This window comes from Microcoleus asticus IPMA8, assembly GCF_013179805.1.
In the GTDB taxonomy this organism is placed as follows: Bacteria; Cyanobacteriota; Cyanobacteriia; order Cyanobacteriales; family Microcoleaceae; genus Microcoleus; species Microcoleus asticus.
The window spans coordinates 24405-45571 of sequence record NZ_SRRZ01000056.1; the positions used below are offsets into that span (position 1 = coordinate 24405).

General features: G+C 46.8%; 22 protein-coding genes. 14 read left to right on the top strand and 8 right to left on the bottom strand.

Going from position 1 to position 21167, the window contains the following annotated elements; genetic code table 11:
• Nucleotides 1-31: 31 nt before the first annotated feature.
• Nucleotides 32-517, bottom strand: coding sequence for a helix-turn-helix domain-containing protein (locus E5S67_RS34765; RefSeq protein ID WP_172188931.1), 486 nt, complete (start codon nt 515-517; stop codon nt 32-34).
• A gap of 192 nt (nt 518-709) precedes the next feature.
• Between E5S67_RS34765 and E5S67_RS16020 the strand changes: the two genes are divergently transcribed.
• Nucleotides 710-1708 carry an RpnC/YadD family protein gene (locus tag E5S67_RS16020; RefSeq protein ID WP_246276809.1) on the top strand — a complete coding sequence of 333 codons (999 nt, stop codon included), beginning with the start codon at nt 710-712 and terminating at the stop codon, nt 1706-1708.
• A gap of 123 nt (nt 1709-1831) precedes the next feature.
• Here the strand turns inward: E5S67_RS16020 and E5S67_RS16025 are convergent, their stop codons facing one another.
• Both E5S67_RS16025 and E5S67_RS16030 read right to left on the bottom strand, forming a co-directional pair.
• The gene (locus E5S67_RS16025) at nt 1832-2398 is read right to left on the bottom strand and encodes a hypothetical protein (protein ID WP_172188884.1); all 567 of its coding nucleotides are present in this window, start codon (nt 2396-2398) and stop codon (nt 1832-1834) included.
• A gap of 92 nt (nt 2399-2490) precedes the next feature.
• A complete protein-coding gene (locus tag E5S67_RS16030; RefSeq protein ID WP_172188886.1) occupies nt 2491-2652 on the bottom strand; it encodes a hypothetical protein in 162 nt (53 codons plus the stop codon).
• Between the two features lie 24 nt (nt 2653-2676).
• Here E5S67_RS16030 and E5S67_RS16035 point away from each other — a divergent pair, with 24 nt between their 5' ends.
• From E5S67_RS16035 to proB, 7 genes are all read left to right on the top strand, one after another.
• Entirely contained in the window at nt 2677-3858 is a 1182-nt protein-coding gene (locus E5S67_RS16035; RefSeq protein ID WP_172188888.1) for a F420-0:Gamma-glutamyl ligase, read from the top strand.
• A 191-nt stretch (nt 3859-4049) separates the two neighbouring features.
• Nucleotides 4050-5378: a GNAT family N-acetyltransferase gene (locus tag E5S67_RS16040; protein ID WP_172188890.1), complete on the top strand. Its 1329-nt coding sequence runs from the start codon at nt 4050-4052 to the stop codon at nt 5376-5378.
• A 260-nt stretch (nt 5379-5638) separates the two neighbouring features.
• Nucleotides 5639-6097, top strand: coding sequence for a Holliday junction resolvase RuvX (gene ruvX, locus E5S67_RS16045; protein ID WP_172188893.1), 459 nt, complete (start codon nt 5639-5641; stop codon nt 6095-6097).
• Between the two features lie 315 nt (nt 6098-6412).
• Nucleotides 6413-6991, top strand: a complete 579-nt coding sequence (locus tag E5S67_RS16050) for a DUF3727 domain-containing protein (RefSeq protein WP_172188895.1) — start codon at nt 6413-6415, stop codon at nt 6989-6991.
• A 247-nt stretch (nt 6992-7238) separates the two neighbouring features.
• Nucleotides 7239-8363, top strand: coding sequence for an endolytic transglycosylase MltG (gene mltG / locus E5S67_RS16055; RefSeq protein WP_172188897.1), 1125 nt, complete (start codon nt 7239-7241; stop codon nt 8361-8363).
• Nucleotides 8364-8505: 142 nt separating this feature from the next.
• A complete protein-coding gene (locus E5S67_RS16060) occupies nt 8506-9027 on the top strand; it encodes a YqeG family HAD IIIA-type phosphatase (protein WP_172188899.1) in 522 nt (173 codons plus the stop codon).
• 109 nt (nt 9028-9136) lie between these two features.
• Nucleotides 9137-10246, top strand: coding sequence for a glutamate 5-kinase (proB, locus tag E5S67_RS16065; RefSeq protein ID WP_172188901.1), 1110 nt, complete (start codon nt 9137-9139; stop codon nt 10244-10246).
• A gap of 4 nt (nt 10247-10250) precedes the next feature.
• On the opposite strand, the gene E5S67_RS16070 is transcribed toward proB, so the two are convergent.
• The gene (locus tag E5S67_RS16070) at nt 10251-11006 is read right to left on the bottom strand and encodes a hypothetical protein (RefSeq protein WP_172188903.1); all 756 of its coding nucleotides are present in this window, start codon (nt 11004-11006) and stop codon (nt 10251-10253) included.
• A 303-nt stretch (nt 11007-11309) separates the two neighbouring features.
• Between E5S67_RS16070 and ndk the strand changes: the two genes are divergently transcribed.
• Nucleotides 11310-11759 carry a nucleoside-diphosphate kinase gene (gene ndk / locus E5S67_RS16075; protein ID WP_172188905.1) on the top strand — a complete coding sequence of 150 codons (450 nt, stop codon included), beginning with the start codon at nt 11310-11312 and terminating at the stop codon, nt 11757-11759.
• Between the two features lie 208 nt (nt 11760-11967).
• Here ndk and E5S67_RS16080 read toward each other — a convergent pair whose 3' ends face one another.
• Nucleotides 11968-12714, bottom strand: a complete 747-nt coding sequence (locus E5S67_RS16080) for a creatininase family protein (RefSeq protein ID WP_172188907.1) — start codon at nt 12712-12714, stop codon at nt 11968-11970.
• A gap of 263 nt (nt 12715-12977) precedes the next feature.
• Here E5S67_RS16080 and E5S67_RS16085 point away from each other — a divergent pair, with 263 nt between their 5' ends.
• Both E5S67_RS16085 and E5S67_RS16090 read left to right on the top strand, forming a co-directional pair.
• Nucleotides 12978-13136: a hypothetical protein gene (locus E5S67_RS16085; protein ID WP_172188909.1), complete on the top strand. Its 159-nt coding sequence runs from the start codon at nt 12978-12980 to the stop codon at nt 13134-13136.
• Nucleotides 13137-13246: 110 nt separating this feature from the next.
• Nucleotides 13247-13987 carry a winged helix-turn-helix domain-containing protein gene (locus E5S67_RS16090; RefSeq protein WP_172188911.1) on the top strand — a complete coding sequence of 247 codons (741 nt, stop codon included), beginning with the start codon at nt 13247-13249 and terminating at the stop codon, nt 13985-13987.
• Between the two features lie 464 nt (nt 13988-14451).
• Here the strand turns inward: E5S67_RS16090 and E5S67_RS16095 are convergent, their stop codons facing one another.
• From E5S67_RS16095 to E5S67_RS16105, 3 genes are all read right to left on the bottom strand, one after another.
• Nucleotides 14452-15207: a 4'-phosphopantetheinyl transferase family protein gene (locus E5S67_RS16095; RefSeq protein WP_172188914.1), complete on the bottom strand. Its 756-nt coding sequence runs from the start codon at nt 15205-15207 to the stop codon at nt 14452-14454.
• A 122-nt stretch (nt 15208-15329) separates the two neighbouring features.
• On the bottom strand, nt 15330-16643 hold the full coding sequence (locus tag E5S67_RS16100) for a dihydroorotase (protein WP_172188916.1): 1314 nt from the start codon (nt 16641-16643) through the stop codon (nt 15330-15332).
• A gap of 226 nt (nt 16644-16869) precedes the next feature.
• Nucleotides 16870-18231, bottom strand: coding sequence for a histidine phosphatase family protein (locus E5S67_RS16105; protein WP_172188918.1), 1362 nt, complete (start codon nt 18229-18231; stop codon nt 16870-16872).
• 241 nt (nt 18232-18472) lie between these two features.
• Between E5S67_RS16105 and E5S67_RS16110 the strand changes: the two genes are divergently transcribed.
• The 3 genes from E5S67_RS16110 to E5S67_RS16120 all read left to right on the top strand — a co-directional run bounded on the left by E5S67_RS16110 (nt 18473) and on the right by E5S67_RS16120 (nt 21074).
• A complete protein-coding gene (locus tag E5S67_RS16110) occupies nt 18473-20065 on the top strand; it encodes a CPBP family intramembrane glutamic endopeptidase (RefSeq protein WP_172188920.1) in 1593 nt (530 codons plus the stop codon).
• Nucleotides 20066-20418: 353 nt separating this feature from the next.
• On the top strand, nt 20419-20631 hold the full coding sequence (locus tag E5S67_RS16115; protein WP_172188922.1) for a hypothetical protein: 213 nt from the start codon (nt 20419-20421) through the stop codon (nt 20629-20631).
• Between the two features lie 95 nt (nt 20632-20726).
• Complete coding sequence (locus tag E5S67_RS16120) at nt 20727-21074, top strand: NINE protein (protein ID WP_172188925.1); 348 nt, start codon at nt 20727-20729, stop codon at nt 21072-21074.
• The last annotated feature ends 93 nt before the right edge of the window (nt 21075-21167 follow it).

A 21167-nucleotide genomic window follows, 5' to 3' on the forward strand; every position in this document is an offset into this window, starting at 1 on the left:
CTTTTTTTATTATAACCGATAACTCATCAACTTATTTATTTTTCATTCGTAAGTAATACAAATCCAGTTCCCCTCGCTCTTCTAATTGTTTAAATTCGTCGAGTTGAGTCTTTTTCTCTTGATATTCTGAGGGGTCTGGCTCTCCTCCAACCTCTAGACGCATTCGATGCCAACTCATATTAAACTTTTTGAGAATTCTTTTGATTGTTTTGGTACTGATTTTGATTCCCCATGTTTCTTTGATCTTCTGTACTACGTGTTTTAATTGTTTGGGTTCTTGTTTAGTCCATTCTCTAATTTGGTATTCTTGTGCAGAATCAAATGTGGCTTGACGGCCTCTTCCAGGTTTGTTGTATAGTCCTAATATTCCTTCAGATTCCCATCGTTCAAACCAGTTATAAATTGTTTTGCGAGTTACTTGAAAAGTTTTAATTAACTGTTCGATTTTTGCCCCTCCTGATGCTAAAATTAGGAAATGAGCACGCGTGACGCACCTGATGATGTCGGCTTTGGCGATGAACTCGCTTCAGCAATTTTAATGAAAGAGGATTAATTTCTCGAAAAAATATCATGTCAAATCTCTGTTGATACACAACTTGTTTTATTTCATTATATTTTATCAGTTTTTTGTATAATTAATTCTGTCTACCTACTTATCGGGCATGATGTTACTGCCGAAGTCCGAGAAATCGATGTTTATTTCATTCCAATGACTGTAATTCCTGAATACTCAGCAACTTTAGGATTGTTGGGAAAAATGGCTGAGACGACGGCAATTTTTGAACCGTTTCGCAATCCAGTAACTGTCGGCGAAGTCATTAGCTGTATGAGTAAGTTATGGGATTTGCGAGGTGAATTGGAGCGGCAAGCCAGAAGAGAAAATACTCGCTATGATGATGCTAAGTTGCCGACACTGTGGATTTTGACACCTACAGCATCGAAAGCAATGCTGGAGGGTTTTGGCGCGATACCCAAGCCTGAGCATTGGATGGAGGGCATTTATTTTTTGCCTAGGCATTTGAAATCGGCAATTGTGGTGATTCACCAATTGCCCGAAACTCCCGAAACCATGTGGTTGAGGATTTTGGGGAAAGGGAAAGTGCAGCAAAGGGCGATCGGCGAGTTGAGCTCTTTAGCAACCGACGATCCGTTACGGATTATCGCGCTAGAATTGTTGTATCAGTTACAGTCAAACTTAGTAACCGATACCCAACAAGAGTTACAGCCAGAAGAGCGGGAGTTAATTATGGCGATCCCATCACTTTTTAGAGAACAGTTAGAAGCCGCACAACAACAAGGAATTGAACGAGGAATTGAACAAGGAATTGAACAAGGAATTGAACGAGGACTAGAACAAGGCAGACAAGCACAACAGCGCTTAATTTTAGAAAATTTTCTGCAAGTTAGATTGGGAGAAATTAACTCAAAAATGACTGCTTTCTTATCTCCAATATCAAAGTTACCCGCTGCGGAATTTACAGTGCTGTTGCTGGCAATATCCATGCTAACCGTCGATGAAGCAGGAAAACAACAAGCGGTCAGATTATTAGCAGAAAATGTTTTGAGAATTCGCCAAAATGAATTGGGGGATATTCTGCCTACCGCCCTTACCAATTTACTAGCAATGCCGGTGGAACAATTGACACTGTTTGTAGAACAATTGCCTCAGTTATCGGCGGATGAATTGAGAACAAGGTTGGCAATATAAAATACGGAATCTGTTAGATACCAGACTTCTTAAAAAAGTCGGGTATGTGGTTTTATATTTTTTTAGGTTGGCTTAGTTAGAACTATCTAATTTATCCATCGCTCAATTACCTCCCATTATGGGTCAAAAACTAGCAATTTTACTAGAGTTGGAATAGAAGCTTATATCTCTCGCTTTCATGGCTTTTTCAATCGCTTTAGGTAAAGCGGTAAGTTTCTCTGTATCAACATCTAAGTCACATGACCACCAACGTGGAACTAAACAACAATAGTGTTGAAAGATATGACAGTTACTACACCATTCCCATAAATCACCATTTAGAACGAATGTTACCCCTTGAATTTCTGTCTTAATGGGTTTTCCTCCTATGTAATACCAGCGACACAAAGCAGTAACTCTACAAACAGGACACGGTGCTGATAGATGGAGCGACGACTCTTGAGATGCCTGAAACACCTCTTGCCAAGCTGCTTTATGTTCAGATGGTACTCCAGTCCAATTACCTTCCCTTGAGACGATGCCTTCGAGCCGAAAAACTATCTCTGCCCCTTTTTGTTGTGGATACCAACCTCGATCGAGGGCGTGTAAGATAGCTCTCCTTACCAACCAAGGTGAAATGATGTTACCGTACTCGACCCAGGTAATCATTCTCTGTCCTGGATTGTCCGCACACTCTACAACAATTGCCATACCAGGTTCATCGTTCGGGTGGACAACCCAGCGGTATTCAACATCATTAACATTGATTAGCCTCGTGCCTTTTTTAGCAAGTGCCATAAACCTCAAATACTGTACGTGTATTCGTCGGATATTTTACCGCAGACTTTCGATCGATCGCCCTGACGCAGCATAAACTTAAGCTCGATCGCCCCCAACAAACCGATCGCAATCCAATTACTACCGGATCGTCGCTCAAAGTACCCGAGATCGACTACAGTAAACACAAAATATTATTGGCGGTGATTTGAGTGATTGAGACTTTAGCAACAGGAATCGCAGCAGCCGGTTCGCTGCTAGCATTGGGCGGATTGGGCCTAGAGTTGAACTATCGCCGGACTGGGAGTGCAAATAAACTAGAACTAACAGCCGGAGAATGGCACTTAGCCATCTCCGAACCCAACCGCTATCTTTTAGTCGGGGAAATGGAGTTCCGCAACCTGACACAGCGCTTTGAGATTATGTTGCCGGAAGTGCGGGCACAGGTGAAACTGCTGTCAGACGGAAGTTTGGATGGCGTTACTTCCCAGACAAAGGTGATTCCGTGCCACAAAGAGGCAGCAGCCAGAGCAGACGATTACTGGTTCGGCTATATTGTTAAAGCCCAAAAAAACACGAAAATTAAAGTTTCTGTAGACATTCAAGGGCAAGATTTAACCAAATTGCAGTCAGCTTGGGTGCAAGTACACTTCGTCACCTACGGCCCCGGCGGGCGCATCCCCAAAGTCCGTAACGTAGTAGTCCCGCTGCAATTTCCGAACTCGGACACCGTACCCACAGCCAGAAATGTCGGAGTTGCAGAAGTCTTGCCGATTCGCACTCACATACTGGCGGAACTGGACAATCCCGTAGAAATTGTCAAGCGGTACGTGCTGCCGCGCGCCCAGAAAGGCGATATTGTCGCCCTGGCAGAAACTCCCCTAGCTTTGATGCAGGGACGCTACCGCCATCCCAGCGAAGTCAAACCCGGATGGGCGGCAAAGCGAGTGTGCTTGTTTTTCTTGCCCACGTCGAGTTTGGCCACGGCTTGCGGAATGCAGACGTTGGTGGATGTAGTTGGGCCTTGGCGGGTAGTCGCGGCATTTGCGATCGGCGCTGTGGCCAAAATATTTGGCAAACCGGGAGTCTTTTACCAACTAGCAGGCGAACAAGCCAGGCTGATCGACGACGTTACCGGGACTTTGCCGCCCTTCGACCAATTTATTGTCCTCGGCCCGGACAATCCCCAGCAAGTTGTAGAAGAAATTCAACGAGAAACCGGACTTGCGGCGGCGATCGTAGACGCTAATGACTTGAAAGCAGTTAAGATATTAGCAGCGACCTCCGATTTATCGGTAACATTTTTAGAGCAAGCCTTGCGCAGCAACCCCGCTGGGAATGCTGACGAGCGCACACCGGTCGTTTTAATTCGACCTCTGCCACAAAAATCTTGAGTTGAAAACAGAAAATTAAAAATTCAAAAAGATGATTTGAAATTTTTAATTTTCGATCGATCGAGAAAGGGAGAAGAATCAAAAGTTCTAAGTTTTGAACTCAAAATATACGCTTTCAAAACTCAAAACTTCTCTAACTCTTCCCCTTTCTGAATTTTTATTTTTAAATTTCCATTCCCCACTTTCCTGCTATGACTTCATTTCCCTCCCAAAACCAAAACCAGGTTGTGATTCGCCCGTTTCAGTATCGCGACATCGAGGTGATGGAACAACTGTGCGCGGAAACAGCCGAAGAGCCAGAAAACCGCAAGGGCGGAAGCTGCGACCTGGTACTAGGTAGAAAGTTGCAGCAGATTCGCCGCTGGTACGGACTGCTAAAGATTTTTAGCTGGTTTCCCAACCCTTGTCAGTCTCTGTTCCGGGCCCACGTTGCCGAAGAAGAGGGGAGCGTTAAGGGCATAATTCAGATTTCTCCTTTCAACCGCACCCGCAGCACTTGGCGGATCGATCGCATAGGAGTAGACCCGGAAGCCCGCAGCAAAGGAATTGGTTCCATGCTGCTGCGCTACTGCTTTGAGGCAGTCTGGGAGGCGCGGACGTGGCTGTTGGAGGTGAATGTCGGCGACAAAACTTCCTTGGCTTTGTATCGGCAGAACGGGTTTCAGCCTTTGGCCCAGATGACATACTGGACGATCGCCCCAGAACGCCTTCAAGAAATGGCAAACTCGACGCCAGATTTGCCCAACCTGCTGCCTGTTAGCAACGCCGACGCTCAGTTGCTCTACCAACTGGATACCGCCTCTATGCCGCCGCTGGTGCGCCAAGTATTCGATCGCCACATTCAAGATTTCAAAACCAGTTTTTTCGGCGCTTTAGTCGAAGGTGCCAGACAGTGGCTGGGCAAAACCGAGGTAGTCAGCGGCTACGTGTTTGAACCCCAGCGCAAAGCCGCGATCGGCTATTTTCAGGTGCAGCTATCCCGCAACGGCCACCAACCGCACGTCGCCCAGTTGACGGTACACCCGGCCTACACTTGGCTGTACCCGGAACTACTGTCCCAGATGGCGCGCCTCGTTCAAGATTTCCCGGTTCAAAGCCTGCAACTGGCTTCCGCTGACTATCAGCCGGAACGGGAAGCTTATTTAGAGCAATTTGGAGCAGTGCGCGTGGAACACAGTTTGCTGATGTCTAGATCGGTGTGGCACAAATTGCGCGAGTCCAAGTTGGTCTCTCTCGAAGGACTCCAGCTATCAGAAATGTTGCAAAGCTTCCAGCCAACTCGCAAACCCGTACCGGGCCGGATGTCCTGGCTCGGCCCGATGGCTGGGGAAGCGACAGCAGGGCCCCCGTCCTGTGAGATTAAACCCCTGTTGGCTGACTCAGGAAACAGCCAAACAAATCAAGTTAACCCCTTGAACTTCCAGAATTCCGAATCAGCAGCAACAGATAGCAGCATTTTGCCTCTAAAATTGCCTGAATTGCCTCTAGACGGAGGCTGGCCCGGAGAACTCAATTCTTAATAAGTGAAAGCAGAAGGTAGAAGGTAGAAGGCAGAAAAAAAGAAAATTAATCATCCAAGAAATTCCTTTTTTTCTGTCATAATCCCAAAATATCCCTTCTGCTTTTGATTGATATCAACTTAAGATTACCTATATTCTTCTTGCTTTATTCTCTTCTTGCTTAGCGTTTTTCGCGTCTTCGCGGTTCGTTAAAGAAGATTATTTCCGCAAAAAACAGTAAATCTAAAATCTAAAATCTAAAATCTAAAATCTAAAATTGAATGTCCAACGATAAATTATGGATTTCAGCTCTGGGATTGGATATCGGTCTCAAACGAGTCGGCATCGCCGGGTGTGACGGCACCGGTTTAATAGCTACGGGGATTACTACTCTAGTACGATCGTCCTTCGATCGAGACGTAGCTTATCTCAGAGAGCTCGTCCGAGAGCGGAGAGTGCAAATTTTGGTTGCAGGCTTGCCCTACTCCCTGAGCGGAGAATTGGGTGCTCAAGCCCGACAGGTGCAGAAATATGCTACTCGCATCGCCGCAGCCTTAGAACTCCCCCTAGAATACGTGGACGAGCGCCTGACTTCGGTTGAGGCAGAGGAATTGATGAAAGCACAAGGGATTTCGCTGTCGCAAAACAAGGGTTCGATCGATCGCAAAGCAGCGGCCCTGATTTTGCAGCAGTGGCTAGACGAACGGAGGCAAAATATCTGCGCCATTCCCAATCCTTGATAGCTTGTAACAGAGGCGTGATATCCTGGTTGTGCAAGTTTGCGAAGCACACCTGTAACCCTTGACAAACTGGAGAAAATTCTGCTGTACCCTCGGTACTAAAGAAGCACAAAATCGTGATTTGTCCTCAGTGTCGCTTGCTGACTCGACTGAGATTTAAACGCTGCACTCCTCGCCTGTGGAAAAAGCCGCGAGTCTCGCGGTTTAAGCTTGTGGACTGGCGATAGTCGCCCACTTAGCCAGAATATCGCCACGAAAATTCCCAATTGTCAAGCAAACGTTACTGAATTATTGACGGAAAATAAGATACACGCGATGTCCTCATCCCCATACCGCAAAAAAGAGAATGGCAATTCCAACGAAGAGTCCGTCACCCTGACGGATGAAGTTGGGCGATCGCTGACTTGCAACATAGAATATTCTATGAACCTAGAAGGTCAAGAATACGCTTTGCTGCTTCCGATTGACTCACCCGTAGAAATTTTTACTTGGCAGGGAGACGATACCGACGAAGCAGCAATTCCTGTAGAAGACGAGACCGAAATTGACAAAATTTTTGATACAGCTAAAGTTGTCCTGCAAGAGCAGAACTTGACCCTTCGACGCACGGCGGTGACGCTGACTGTGGTTGGCGAATTGCCGGAATTTCCCGAAGAGGATATGGCATCCGATGTCGATCCGGATGAGGAGTCCGAGTTCGAGGAGCTGATGTGGCTGACCAGCTTCTACCACGAAGAACAGGAATACGCCATTTATACGCCTCTCGACCCGTTCTTTATCTTGGCTAGAATGAATGACGACGGCAAGCCAGAATTGCTCTCGGAAGAAGAGTTCCAAAGGCTGGAACCGATGTTGCCTATGCTGGAAGACCAGTTTTTTGACGAGCTTGATTAGATATTAATTGCAGGCAGAAGGTCTGACGGCAAAAAGCAGAATTTTTTACTATTTTATAAAAAAGTAAACTGCTCGCTCGATCGAATTTTTTCGAGATTGTGCCTTCAGCCTTTACGCTCGGGCTTTTGAATTGGGCCGCGTGAATTGAGTCTTTTAAATGGCTTGTATCCGTAACTTTTCGGTCATCAATCGCAGGTCATCAGTCATTAGTCGCTAGTTAATCGCCACTTATCCAGGACAACGGACTATGAATAAAGAACAAATGACAACAGGCAGCGCGCGCGAGGGCCGAAAAGGTACTCCGCAAGTCTCTAAATGGTTGTTTTATCTGGCGTTGCTGCCGGCAATCTGGGGGATTTGCGCTTGGCAGGGCTGGGCTTGGTGGAGCTGGGCTTCGGCGCCGCCTAAAATAGCTGAAACGTCAACTTCCCCGGCAGAGGATGCTGCTGTTTCTATCCAAATCCCGGAGGGTACTCCCAGTCAAAAAATCGGCCGGGATTTAGAGGCCGCAGGGTTGATTCGATCGAGCTCGGCATGGAATATGTGGGCCCGCTGGCTGACTCTGCAAAACCGCGAGGGAGGTTTTCAAGCAGGAACTTACCAACTGTCGCCGACTCAGCCTCTGAGTGCAGTGGCTGATAAAATTTGGAAGGGCGAAGTTGTACAGCAGAGTTTCACGATTCCAGAAGGGTGGTCGCTGCAACAAATGAGCGCTTATTTTGAAGCGCAAGGTTTTTTCCCCGCTAAAGATTTTATTGCGGTGGCGAGTCAAGTTCCCTACGCTCAGTACCCTTGGCTGCCGAGCGGCTTACCTCATTTGGAAGGTTTTTTGTACCCGGATACTTATCAGCTAGACGGCGATGCAATTAGCCCGGAAGCTGTCATCAAGCAAATGCTCGGTCGTTTCGAGCAGTTGGCTTTGCCGATATATCAAAAGAATCAGAAGAATACTAAGCTGGATTTGAAAGAGTGGGTGACGCTGGCGAGCATTGTGGAAAAAGAGGCTGTAGTTGCTTCCGAGCGCAATCGCATTGCTGGAGTGTTTACCAGCCGCTTGAATAAAGGCATGAAGTTGGGGTCAGATCCGACTGTTGAATACGCCCTCGGCATCAGGCAAACTAAGGAAAAACCTCTGACTTTTAAGCAGGTGGAAACGCCTTCTCCCTACAATACTTATGTGAATGTAGGGCTGCCGCCAACTCCGATCGCATCTCCGGGAATAGCAAGTTTGGAGGCGACTCTGAATCCAGAAAATACAGAATACCTGTATTTTATGGCGCGGTACGACGGCACTCACATTTTTAGCCGCACGCAGGCGGAACACGATGCTGCGATTGCTAAAGTTGACCAGCAGTTGCGATCGACCCAATAGATAGGTAATGACTAATACAAAAGTAAAAAGTCAAAAGTAAGACAGCAAAAGCAATAATTATTCACTTTTGATTTTTTACTTTCTTAATCTTTAACTTCCAATTTCTTATTTCTCAATCTAAAACCTAAAATCTAAAATCATTATGACTTGGGGTAAAATACTACAGCCGGACTTAGTTCTAGGCGATTCAGTCATGAAGTTAACGGCTGAGATTCTGCAAAAATATAATATTAAAGGATTAGTTTTGGATGTGGACGAAACTCTCGTTCCCATTACAGCAATGAATGCTTCTCCTGAACTCACCTTGTGGGTGGAAGAAATAAAACCGGTGGTATCGCTGTGGTTGGCGAGCAATAATGTAAACCAGATTCGGATCGGTCGGATTGCTGAGTCTTTGAATCTACCTTACATCACTGGTGCTGCTAAGCCGTCGCGCCGCAAGTTGCGAAGGGCTATTAGTGCGATGAATTTGCCGGTGGAACAGGTGGCGATGGTGGGCGATCGACTTTTTACTGATGTTTTAGCTGGCAATCGTTTGGGTATGTTCACTATTTTAGTGGAACCAATGGTTGATGCTGGCTATGCGCTTCGCAAGTATCCGGTGCGCTCTTTTGAAGTTTGGGTTTCTCAAGCTTTGGGGGCTACTCTGAAAATTAAAGATTAAATTGGGCATAGGGCATAGGGCATTGGGCATAGGGCATAGGGCATTGGTAACTAATGACAACAAACAACAGTCAACAGTCAACAGTCAACAGTCAACAGTCAACAAACCAATGACTAAAACTATTGTTGTTAAAATAGGAACTTCGACGCTGACTCGATCGACTACGGGAAACTTAGCTCTTTCAACTATTGCTGCATTGGTCGAAATTTTAGCCGGTTTGCGGCAGCAAGGTCATCGAGTAGTTTTGGTTTCTTCGGGTGCGGTTGGGGTTGGCTGCGCGCGCTTGGGTTTGACGGAACGCCCGCGAAACATTGCTCTGAAACAGGCTGTGGCGGCCGTGGGCCAAGGGCGGCTGATGCGGGTGTACGATGACTTGTTTACTACTCTGCAACAGCCGATCGCTCAAGTATTGCTCACCAGGCGCGATTTAGTGCAGCGTAACGGTTATGTTAATGCTTACAATACTTTTCAGCAACTGCTCAGATTGGGCGTGATTCCGATCGTCAATGAAAACGATACAGTAGCCGTAGACGAGCTCAAATTTGGCGATAACGACACGCTTTCGGCGCTGGTGGCGAGTTTGGTAGAAGCAGATTGGTTGTTCGTGCTCACAGATGTCGATCGACTGTATTCCGCCGATCCGCGCAGCAATCCCGACGCGCAGCCGATCGCCCTAGTCCAAAGTATGGCACAGCTCACAGAATTTCAGGTGCAAACAGGAGATTCCCGCAGCGGTTGGGGAACCGGCGGAATGGTGACAAAAATTGAAGCCGCGAGAATAGCAACTGCATCGGGAGTGCGCACCGTCATCACTGACGGCTGCTTTCCTGGTAATATCGAGAAAATACTCAACGGAGAGTCGATCGGTACTCAATTCGAGCCTCAACCGCGCCCTGTAAACGCTCGCAAGCACTGGATAGCTAACGTGCTAGTTCCGGCAGGAAAACTATATTTAGATGCGGGTGCTGTCAAGGCAATTTCCCACGGCGGAAAATCGCTTTTAGCTGCGGGTATTGCTCAAGTAGAAGGACAATTTCAAGCTGATGATTCCGTGCAGTTGTGCGACGCAACAGGCAAGCAAATTGCTAGAGGACTTGTGAATTATAGCAGTTTAGAATTGAGACAAATCCAGGGCTGCAAGTCCGATAAAATTGCTGAGATTTTAGGCTATGCGGGTGTAGAAACGGCGGTACACCGAGATAATTTAGTGATTGTTTAAACTGCTACATATCGAGACAGTCGATCGCGCAATGAGCGAATGCAGAAATTGAGGATACTTGCAGCACAGTATTGCAAGAATTTGTTTGGCTGTGTCGGAACAGCTCGTTCATCGCTTCTGTAAACACTTCAAATACATTTTTTGCTAATTCTAAAGCTGCTTGGCGTTCCGCATTAGTAAGGTTTATCTCTGCTAAAACTTGCAACATCTCTGGCGTGTTTAAAAGGTGATAATTTTCTAAACCCACATCACCTCCTCCAAAATAAACATATTCTTTTTTGGTAATTTGCTGTAATTCCATTACCACTGCTAGCGCCGCCTCAAAAAAAACTTTAGCCGTTCCTTCGAGGACTTCCATTAACACCAGTTTCTGAATGGGAGAGGCTTTCCAAGCGTAGCGTTCGAGCACTGAACACAGCGATCGCGTTTTTTTAGTTTCTTCACCCCAAAGCAGTCTAGAATCACCATAAGTTATTGATTGGTTAAAGCCCAGTTCCTGTAGGTATTCTAGATAATCGTGCCAGTAATAGTTTTGGTTATAAGTATATTTATTAATTAGTTCCTGAACTTTGTTATCACTATAAGATTCTCGGATTACATATTTATTTAAATCGCTCAAGCTCACAGCCAAAGGAGCGAGAATAGGTGCAAAAATTAGTCTTTGCTGCAGGTAAATATTTCGATCGCCTAGAAATGCAAATAAGGGTAAGTCTGCAAATTCTTGCTTTTTTGTTTGAATAAATTCTAGAACTTCTTTCATAGCCTCGCACTCTCACTAAGTTGTTTAAACTGGGGTTCCACACCTGGCTTGATTATCGAGGTATTGTAGGAAATATCTTTGTATTTGATATCATGTTTATTTGTGTTTGTAGTCAGGACAAAGTGTGATTTGCATCATATTGTGTTCCACCACTAAATCGGGGTTGAGAAGCAGGGCACTCTTACCTACAGTTACTTGTGTGGCAATGAGTATAGATGACAATTTTCCATGACGAATTGCCTTTGGATGCGTTCTGGGTTAATCTATCTTTTGGATCAGTTAAGAAAATTATAGGAGTTAATCTTGGAACGGACTTTTTTAGCGATTAAGCCCGACGGCGTACAGCGCGGACTCGTCGGCGAAATTATCGGTCGTTTTGAAGCCAAAGGCTTTAAGCTAGTTGGCATGAAGCTAATCACGGCGAGTCGCGAACTTGCCGAACAGCATTATGGCGTACACAAAGAAAGACCCTTTTTTGCGGGACTGGTAGACTTCATTACTTCCGGGCCGATGGTGGCGATGGTGTGGGAAGGCAACGGCGTTGTGGCCTCGGCGAGGAAAATGATTGGCGCAACAAATCCTCTGAATTCAGAACCGGGGACAATTCGCGGCGATTTGGCTGTGAATGTCGGCCGCAATATTATTCACGGTTCTGATGCTGTGGAAACTGCCCGTGATGAAATTAGTCTCTGGTTCAAGGAAGAAGAATTGAGTGCTTGGACACCTTGTTTAACTCCTTGGATTGTGGAGTAGTTTTGATATTCTCCCGATTGATTAATCGGGAGATATAATACTTATCGCCCTCTTCGCCAGATTTCTCGCCCGTTGAGAATTTATGGTCAAAACTTAAAATTATTCTCAGTTCTATCAACACGACAAATTATCAACAATTAGGAAAAGCGATAGAGCTTGAGATTTTTTATGGTTACCAGGATATTCCTGGTAACGAGAAGAAAAAACGTTAATCGGAACTTACAAACTCCAAATAATTATCAGTTAATTCTTTGACTGCTAATTCGTAAAACTGCTGACCGTGTTCGGGGGTTGCTAAGCCCGGATTTGAACCCATTCTACCGTCGGGAAATCGGCGGCGGAAATCAGCAGCACCGTAAATTTTGTGCCCGGAAGCGACTTCTTCCGAAAGCGGAGCTTGCTTGATTGCTTCTGGATAAAGGTACTGGGTTAAGGCGATTTCGCTGGGGGTGGCGTGGGAGCCTTCTTGGTTTCCGTACAATTCTTTTGCTAGTTTGTAGACTGAACCGCACATGAACCAGTTGCCGATTTGACACTGGATTCGATCGGCATTCGGTAAATTCAAGTCTGACAAATGCGCGTAAGTCTCGGAAAATGCTGCTTTCATCGTGGCAATGTTGCCGCCGTGACCGTTAATGAAAAAATATTTTACAAATCCCGCTTTTGCCAAAGATGTAATATAATCCCTGATTACGAGTATTAGCGTCTGCGGTCGGAGGGTGATTGTGCCGGGAAAGCTGGTGTGGTGCAAGGCCATCCCTACATTAATTGTCGGGCCGATTAAGGCATTGGCAGCTTCGCCGACACCGCGGGCGATCGCACTCGCTGCAATGGCGTCAGTGCCGATCAAGCCGGTGGGCCCGTGCTGTTCGGTGGAGCCGATCGGGATAATTATGCCTCGGGAGCTATCGAGATAAGCTTCTACCTCGGGCCAGGTACTCAAATGCAGCAACATGATAGGGAGTCTACAGAATTTTTACTTGCTATAGTCGATCGTAGCGGGCACGGGAAAAAAAGGACTCTGGGTCAACTTATTATTGTATTCTTAAAAAAACCTTTACAGTGCGAGCGCAACTTTACATTTATATTACTTAACCTTAATAATTTAACCAATTGATTACCCAAACTTTACCTTTTAATAACCTTTTAAGAGTAGTATAACAAGCATCTCCCTATAGATTGGGTGTTACCTGGTCGATTAACAGCGGGCAATGTTTTATGAAATTAACACCGACCCCTAAAAATGACCAGACTTCTGAGGCCAGGACGCAGGCAGACAGCGCGGCTCCGGCAACTGCTCTACGGTTGTATTCCTTGCACGAGCAAGTAGCAAAAGTCGAGCGCGTGTCTGTGGGATGGACTGGAGAAGGATTCTAAGCGATCGAACATATCGCGATCGTACAAGCGATCGCAGCGCGAGAGTGCCTCAGCTACCGAACAAGGCCCCTCTCGCTAGCTACATACAAACATAACTCCCACGGATATTTATGTCTTCTGCTGAATTAAGCGAAAGTCCTTCGAGGTTGGCTGTTGGACAAGCCGGCCGAATCTTGTTATTGGAAGGTGAAGACCTGTTGCGGGAAATGCTAGCTTTCGCCCTTAAAGAACAGGGCTACGAGGTGGTGGTTACTAGCGACGGGCGCAACGCTCTGCCTTCTGTACAGGCTTCTTCTTCATACCACGGTGAATTTGCCTTTAACCTGTTAATTATGGATTCAATTAACGGTTTGGATCTGTGTCGAATGTTGCGGCATCAAGGAAATCCCGTCCCTATTTTGATTATCGGTGCTAGAGGAAGTGCCAACAATTGCGCTTTTTACTTAGAAGCCGGATCGGATGATTATCTGACCAAGCCTTTTGGAATGCGGGAGTTTATCGCTCGGTGTCGGGCGCTGATGCGGCGCCAGCGCCTCGGTCAGTTGCCGCAACCCGTGAGCCTGCAATATAAGAGCATAACTCTGTATCCTGAAGAATGCCGGGTGTTGGTTCGCGGTGTGGAAGTGAAATTTTCTCCAAAACAGTTTCGCTTACTAGAACTATTTATGACTAATCCGCGGCGAGTTTGGTCTCGCGATCATTTGCTGGAAAAAATTTGGGGTCAAGATTTTATCGGAGACAGTAAAACCGTTGACGTGCACATCCGCTGGCTGCGCGAAAAGTTGGAAATCGATCCGGGCAAACCGGAATATATCATTACTGTACGCGGGTTCGGCTATCGATTTGGTTAATTTTTTAAATGCGTGGTAGGGTGGCAAATTGCAGTCGAATATGACGTAGGGACACAACAATGTTGTGTCCTTATTGGTCTGTGTAGGGCTTGGTGAATAAAAGCAGAAGGCTGGCCAGATAAAAGTTTTAATCTTGTTTTTGTTTTGACCTAGCAAGTGCAAGTTATAGCATAAGCAAGGCTAAAAACCCTTGCACTTTCGTGGTTCATCGCTGGGTAAATTTGAGAAATAAGCGACGAACCTACTATTTTTAAAGTTGTGTGGCGCGAGCTTTTTCGCTAAGTAGCCACGTTCGCCTAAAAAGAAAAAACCACCTTTGATTGTGGACTCGCGCCACCGTCACCTTTCTACAGCAAGACTTTTAGACCAGGCTCGGCAGTCACTCCCGATCGGGCTGGCATTGCGCACCCAGTGCTCTCTAAGCTGATGATGAAGGACTTGCATTCCTGGCTGCAAACCATAACTCAAAACTCCCCTGTCCACTCCCAACAATGAAGTTTCCAGCAATCTCCTGCAACCGCAACAGCCGCCACCATATCTGAACAGGGAATTAATTCAATTAAAGACCATCTTGATGCTTCATCAGGGTTTTCTTCAACATTTAACAATGCTGCTGGTTCTCCTGGTGCGAGGCTGACATCAAACTGATTCAGGGGAATAGAAAGTCCTTTACCGACTGCCTTGATATAGGCTTCTTTGCGAGTCCAGCAGGTGAAAAAAGCTGTGGGTTGGAGATATTCAGGGAGCGCTTGCAGCACAGAGCTTTCTAAAGGTGAAAAAAACTTTTCAGCAATCTCCAGATAAGGAAAGTTGGGATTTATGCCTTCAATATCGACACCAATATCTCGATTTTTGGTAATAGCAATTAGAGCCATTCCGCCAGAGTGAGACAAATTGAAACGCAGGGTATTTCCACCTTGGGCGGCGATGAGAGAGGGTTTGCCGTAAGGATTGTAGTCAAAGCGTAAAATGTGAGAATTTATGTTAAGATAGCGACTCAAAATCGCTCTCAGCGCGCCACGACTTACAATAAATTGCGATCGACCTTTGGGAAAGTGAAAACCCTCGGCTTTTGTCCGCTCGTCGGTAGAGAGAGTCTGTTGTAAACTCTGCAAGCAAGATTCTGTTTGAGCCAGAGACACACGCCAAACATGAATTTCGCCCCGATCCAATGTCAAGTCGAGCGGTGGGGAATTCCACGAATCAAAAGCAGTAATCATGTATTTATCTTCTCTTATGACTCACCTCATGCAGCATTCCCAGAAACAGGCAAGATGCTTGTTCTACTTTGAGCAACAGGCAAGATGCCTGTTCTACAACAGATGAATTGCAATTCCAAATGTTAATAAATCCAGGTTTGTACAACTTTTCCTGCAATTTTTTGTCCCAACCAAGGCGTATTTGCCGATCGCGACTTCAGACTTTGCCCGTCAACAGTCCAACTCATTTCCGGGTCGAACAAAATCAGCTCAGCAGAGACTCCCGGCGCAACCGTGGCAGGGGTTTGTCCGAGACAAACGGCAGGGCCTGCGCTCAACACTCGCCACAGTTCTAAAGCGGAAAATTCGCCTGTTTCTACCAGTCCGTGCCATAGCAAAGGCAAAGCTAATTCCAAGCCGATCGCCCCGGGCGGACTATCAGCAAAAGCCACAGTTTTCTCCTCATAAGTATGCGGGTTGTGGTCGATCGCGATCGCATCAATTACGCCATCTTTCACAGCTTGAATCAGCGCTAATTGGTCGCTGAGATTGCCCAGCGGCGGTTCTAGGCGTAAATTCGGATCGTAGGCGAACAAAGCAGTCAAAGCATTTTTGCCGCCGGAATCTTTAGAGTCTCCTGAAATTGCCCCGACATTCAACAGCAAGTGCATCCAAGTAACACTCGCAGTCACCGGCAAACCCCGCGCCTTCGCATCCCGAATCAATTCCACGCTGCGCGCCGTAGAAACGCGCATAATGTGTACCGGAGTGCCCGCAGATGCCATCAACTCCAGGATTGCCGCCAAAGCCGAAGTTTCCGCACTCGCCGGAATTCCCGGTAAACCCAAGCGCACCGACACCGCACCCTCCCTCACCGCACCATTTCCTGCCAAAGTTAGATCGCACGGCCACAAAGCCACAGACTTGCCCAAAGGCTTGATATACTCCAGCAAACGCCTCACCAGAGCCGGATTAGACAGCGGCAAACCGTCCGCAAAACCCACCACCGCAGAGGAGGCCAGCTCGCCCAACTCCGCCATCTGCTGCCCTTTAACACCCGCTGTCAGCGCGCCCCAAAAATACAAGCGGGGCCGCCCGGGCGACAAATTGCCGATATGTTGCTGCAACAAAGCTAAACCGGCCAAATTGTCAACAGGCGGCGAGGTATCCGGCAAAATCGCCACTCGCGTAAAACCCCCAGCCGCCGCAGCCTGCATCAAAGATTCCAGCGTTTCGCGATCCTCAAAACCCGGTTCTCCGCTGTGACTGTAGATATCAGTTAACCCCGGCCCCAAAATCAGTCCCCGGCAATCCCGCACTTTCGTATCAGCGGGAAACTCAGCAATTTTTTCTTCGACTGTTTTGATCTTACCTTCAGCAATCAGAATATCAGCGATGCGATCGCTCCCTGAAACTGGATCTAGCACTCGTACATTTTGTAGCAGTTCGCGGCTCATATAGCAGAAGGAAGAAGGAAGTTCGGCAACGGATTATGTAACGGATGTAACGGATGTAACGGATGTCAGGAAGAAGGAAGAAGCAATCCACCGCATTAGTTTCAGGAATTAAGAAATTCCTAAGCGTCGGGCGCGGTTGTTATCAAAATTCAAACATTTTTCAGGCGGGCGAAGCGTAGCGGTGGGCGTTCCTTCCGCTACGGGTTCGCGCTGAACACTTTACTAATTACAGTGCTCCTGCGGCTGTTTGGTCAAAAACGCCGCCGCTCAAATGAGTTGTGACATTCATCGCCTGCAATACCGGCAAACCATCGGGGCCGTGGGGATAATCAATCACGCTAACCGCGCCGTTTCCTTGTTTGAACTTCCAGAAATGTTCGGGTTCTAAATTGAACAGGTGGCAGAGAATTGCTTTGTTGATGGCATCGTGAGCAACGACAATCCCAGTACCAGAAACAGAATTTACAATTTCTCGCCAAGATGCGATCGCCCGAGTCCAAACGTGCTGCAAATTTTCTCCTTCGGGCATTTGCACTGTTTCAGGAGATGTTTTCCATTCCTCCAGCAAACCCGGATAGGATTCTTCTATTTCTGATTCAAATTTTCCTTCCCAAAGTCCGTGGCTGATTTCTCTCAATTCATCGCGCAGTTCCAGTTGCAAACCGCCGTGATATTTGAGAATAATTTCCGCAGTTTCTTTCGGGCGCAGCATCGAACTGCTGATTGCAAAATCTAATTTTACATCCTTGAGAAATTCTGCCGCCCGCCGGGATTGTTCGCGGCCGTTATCGTTGAGAGGCACGTCAATTTGCCCCTGAAATTTACCTGCTTTATTCCAGTCGGTTTCGCCGTGACGTACCAGCAACAAGCGCGGGCCTCGGTGTCCGTCCCTCGGTTTGGGAAAAATTTCCCCGGTATGGGAAGTTAAATTCAGCGATTCTAATTGAACTGCAACTTTCTTTTTTGGCTGTCCTAGTTCGTCGTTAGTAACAGGGGAAGTTCCAAAATTAATGACGCTAATTCCGCAATTTGACTGTTGAATTGATTGATAGTAATCCGGGGTAATTTCCGACGCGGTGGCGATGAGAGCGCGGTTGATTCCGTTGTGACCTACTACTAGAATTGTGCCGTGCTGGTGGCGCGATAAAAGTTCTTGCCAAAAATGACGGGCGTTAGCAAAAATTGCCAATACGGGAAAGTGTTCGATGTCTCCGTCAGCAGATGCCAGTTTCATGGAAAATTTGTCTGGCTGTCTTTGCCACTGCTGATATGCTTCGGGGAATTTGTCGATCGCATCTTGGCGCAACATTCCTTCCCACAGAGGCAAATCGATTTCCATCAAATTATCAGTTGGCTCGAGTTGTGGCGGATTTGTCAAGCGCGACAGGATGATTTCCGCTGTTTCTTTGGCTCGTTGCAGGGGACTGGTATAGGCGGCATCAAAGGCGATACTGCTGAGTGTGTCGCCTACTTGCAGGGCGGCGCTGCGGCCTGCTTCTGTCAAAATCGATTTATCCAGGCGGCCTTGGATGCGGCGTTCTTGATTGTAGGTGCTTTTGCCGTGACGGACTAAGATAATGCGAGTCATTCGATTTTAGATTTTAGATTTTAGATTTTAGATTTAGCCTGCTACCCCGCTGCGGGTGCGCAGTGCGCACCTTACCCATACATGGCGGGTCAAGGATTTGTGGCGTAAGTCTTGTTGAGGCGAGTCAAAAAGATGAGCCAGTGAAATTTTACCAGTTGTCGGGATACTCTCGTCTGCAACGACCTATGATTAAAGACGGAAAAGATTTAGCCACGGATTCGCGCGGGACGGAAAAGCAGGAATGACATTGAAGCGGGTGATTTTAGGTATTTTAACGGCGATCGCGATCGCCCTGGTCGGTTTATCTTTAGTTGCTAGTTGGAACCAGCCACAAATTCAAAGTCGGCTGGAACTCTACCAGACAAATTTGCTGCTTCACGCCTCCGAGTGGCAAGGAGAAAATAATCAGAGTGCTAATTTAAGTTCGGCGCGCAACAATATTGTCGGTGCAGATCCTTTAAATACGGCTTTGACACAATATCAAGCAGCGCGAGACTCGACTCGCAAAACTCTCGAAACAACTCAAGCACAATTTAAAGAAATTCAGACTACTATCGCCTTCAAGTCTGAAGATTCTACTCTCAAATTGGCTCAACAAAAGGCTTTGTCAGAGTCGATCGAGCAACAGTCAGCGCTGCAAAACGAACTTGACTTGCGCCTGGGAATTTTGCAGGCAAGCAGCGGTAAAACTGAGGCGGCTCTCCAAACTTGGAAAAATTTAGTTGAGCGCTACCAAACTAAAATAGATGACGATTCTTCGGTGGTAACTGCTCAAGTTTTAACGGGAATTTGGAGCAATCCGGCTCAACTGCTGCCGGATGCCGAGCCGCGGATTCAAAAGTCTTTGGATGGCTGGTTTCGCTATCGCGCTCTAGCTCAACTTTACAAGCTGCAAGAACGTTCTAAAGAGCTGGTGGCGCTGCAAGCAGCAGAGCAAGCAACGGCTGAGCAAGCTGTAGAAAAATTGGCAATTATAGTTGGCGTTCCGGCGATCGCGCTTTGTATTGGTACGGTTTTGCTGGTTGGTTTGACCGTGCAGTGGCTGTTGCAGCGGCAGCAGTTAGAGACAGCAGGTTCCGGCCCGCTGTTGGCGCGAAATGCGAGCTTGATTTGGGATGTGCCTTGGGATGGTGAGATTGTTTGGCAGGTACTTGTGGTCGGCTTTTTCTTTGTCGGGCAAATCTTGATTCCCTATTTGTTGCTGCCGGTTTCTCTGGCTGTTTTAAAACTCAATCCTGCTACTTTTGACCCGCGCGAAAAGGCTTTTTATATCTTTGCTACTTATTTGTTGCTGTCGGCTGGGGGGCTTTCGGTACTGTATTTTTCGGTCAAGTCTTTTTTGCCTTTGCCGGAAGGTTGGTTTCGGATTAATTGGCGGGGAAATTGGTTTTTGTGGGGTTTTGGCGGCTATTTTGTTGCTTTGCCTTTGGTAGTTTTGGTGTCGCTGATCAATCAGCAATTCTGGCAGGGACAAGGTGGCAGCAATCCGATTTTGCCGATCGTTCTCGAAGGTAGGGACAACGTGGCTTTGGCGGTGTTTTTCGGCACTGCTGCGATCGCCGCTCCGGTTTTTGAGGAAATCGTGTTTCGGGGCTTTCTGCTGCCTTCTCTGACTCGCTATTTGCCTGTTTGGGGGGCGATCGCAGCTTCTGCTTTCTTGTTTGCGGTGGCTCACTTGAATGTGTCTGAGATTCTGCCTTTGGCGACTTTGGGTGCGGTTTTGGGGTTTGTGTACACGCGATCGCGCAATCTCCTCGCTCCCATGCTTCTCCACAGTCTTTGGAACAGCGGTACTCTCCTGAGTCTGTTTCTTTTGGGCGGCGGCGCCACTTAATTCTGGCGGTTGTTAATAATTGTGAATTAACGTTGTTTTTTTGACAGTTTTCGTGAGGGCGATCGACTCTTGCCAAAAACAGCAGTAGGGTGCTCGGTGCGCCCCTAATATCTAGTTCGGTAAAATAATCCGAATTCCAGTAGGGGCTGGTTCACCCTCATCTTTAATATCAGCAACAGATCGAGATAGACCCGCCCCGGTCGCTTACTTTAGCGGAAAAACTTGGTTTAACATGGAAGTAATATCTTGTCGGCTGATGATTGAGAGACTGGCCCGGGCGATCGCACCAAGCGGAAGTTGACAATCCGGCCAATTTCTAGCTAAATTTTAATTTAGGATGAGGGTTAAACCCAATGAGCAATTTTAACAGCCGCAAGTTAGAGGGAACGCCGAGTTGGATGCGTTTCGCACCCTACGCAGCCCTAGGCATTTTAATATTTTCTCTCAATTCAGGCAGCGAACTCAATTATTTCTTGAGAGGCTACTTGGTCATTCTAGAGGCTCAAGCCGGTATAGTTCTGCTGTATTTTGCGATGTCTAAGTTTCGCAAAAACCCAAATAAATGAGTAAAAATTAGTAAGATTCCTTAGCTCGATCGTTTAAGGTCGATAGTTAAAGGTCGAGCGCGGAAGTTCAAATAAAAAAACTGGGGAAAGTAAAAATGGTAAAAGATAAAACAGTAGCAGTTGTGTTAGCTTTCTTTGTTGGAGGTTTCGGAGTTCACAAATTTTATTTGGGCAATAACTTAGCAGGGGTATTATACTTGCTATTTTCTTGGACATTAATTCCCTCACTGATCGCATTTTTCGATTTTATCGGCCTGCTGCTGATGTCGGAACAAGCTTTTCAGGTACAGTACAATGGCGGAATGTTGCCGTCTGGGTATGTCCTCAGAGCGGCAAAAGATGTAACAGGGGCGATCGGCGAATTGAAAAAACTTTACGATATGGGCGCAATTACGGCTGAAGAATATGAAGAAAAACGCCAAAAATTGCTGCGAGAATTGTAATTAAGAAGGAAGAAGGAAGAAGGAAGAAGGAAGAAGGAAGAAGGAAGAAGGAAGAAGGAAGAAGGAAAAAGGAAGAAGGAAGAAGGAAGAAGG

Bases quoted from the DNA above. Each gene is read 5' to 3' on its own strand.
- E5S67_RS16020 (WP_246276809.1), top strand. From the start codon at position 710: ATGACTGTAATTCCTGAATACTCAGCAACTTTAGGATTGTTGGGAAAA.
- E5S67_RS16025 (WP_172188884.1), bottom strand. From the start codon at position 2,398: ATGGCAATTGTTGTAGAGTGTGCGGACAATCCAGGACAGAGAATGATT.
- E5S67_RS16040 (WP_172188890.1), top strand. From the start codon at position 4,050: ATGACTTCATTTCCCTCCCAAAACCAAAACCAGGTTGTGATTCGCCCG.
- ruvX (WP_172188893.1), top strand. From the start codon at position 5,639: ATGTCCAACGATAAATTATGGATTTCAGCTCTGGGATTGGATATCGGT.
- E5S67_RS16050 (WP_172188895.1), top strand. From the start codon at position 6,413: ATGTCCTCATCCCCATACCGCAAAAAAGAGAATGGCAATTCCAACGAA.
- mltG (WP_172188897.1), top strand. From the start codon at position 7,239: ATGAATAAAGAACAAATGACAACAGGCAGCGCGCGCGAGGGCCGAAAA.
- E5S67_RS16060 (WP_172188899.1), top strand. From the start codon at position 8,506: ATGACTTGGGGTAAAATACTACAGCCGGACTTAGTTCTAGGCGATTCA.
- proB (WP_172188901.1), top strand. From the start codon at position 9,137: ATGACTAAAACTATTGTTGTTAAAATAGGAACTTCGACGCTGACTCGA.
- E5S67_RS16070 (WP_172188903.1), bottom strand. From the start codon at position 11,006: ATGAAAGAAGTTCTAGAATTTATTCAAACAAAAAAGCAAGAATTTGCA.
- E5S67_RS16080 (WP_172188907.1), bottom strand. From the start codon at position 12,714: ATGTTGCTGCATTTGAGTACCTGGCCCGAGGTAGAAGCTTATCTCGAT.
- E5S67_RS16085 (WP_172188909.1), top strand. From the start codon at position 12,978: ATGAAATTAACACCGACCCCTAAAAATGACCAGACTTCTGAGGCCAGG.
- E5S67_RS16090 (WP_172188911.1), top strand. From the start codon at position 13,247: ATGTCTTCTGCTGAATTAAGCGAAAGTCCTTCGAGGTTGGCTGTTGGA.
- E5S67_RS16095 (WP_172188914.1), bottom strand. From the start codon at position 15,207: ATGATTACTGCTTTTGATTCGTGGAATTCCCCACCGCTCGACTTGACA.
- E5S67_RS16100 (WP_172188916.1), bottom strand. From the start codon at position 16,643: ATGAGCCGCGAACTGCTACAAAATGTACGAGTGCTAGATCCAGTTTCA.
- E5S67_RS16105 (WP_172188918.1), bottom strand. From the start codon at position 18,231: ATGACTCGCATTATCTTAGTCCGTCACGGCAAAAGCACCTACAATCAA.
- E5S67_RS16110 (WP_172188920.1), top strand. From the start codon at position 18,473: ATGACATTGAAGCGGGTGATTTTAGGTATTTTAACGGCGATCGCGATC.
- E5S67_RS16115 (WP_172188922.1), top strand. From the start codon at position 20,419: ATGAGCAATTTTAACAGCCGCAAGTTAGAGGGAACGCCGAGTTGGATG.
- E5S67_RS16120 (WP_172188925.1), top strand. From the start codon at position 20,727: ATGGTAAAAGATAAAACAGTAGCAGTTGTGTTAGCTTTCTTTGTTGGA.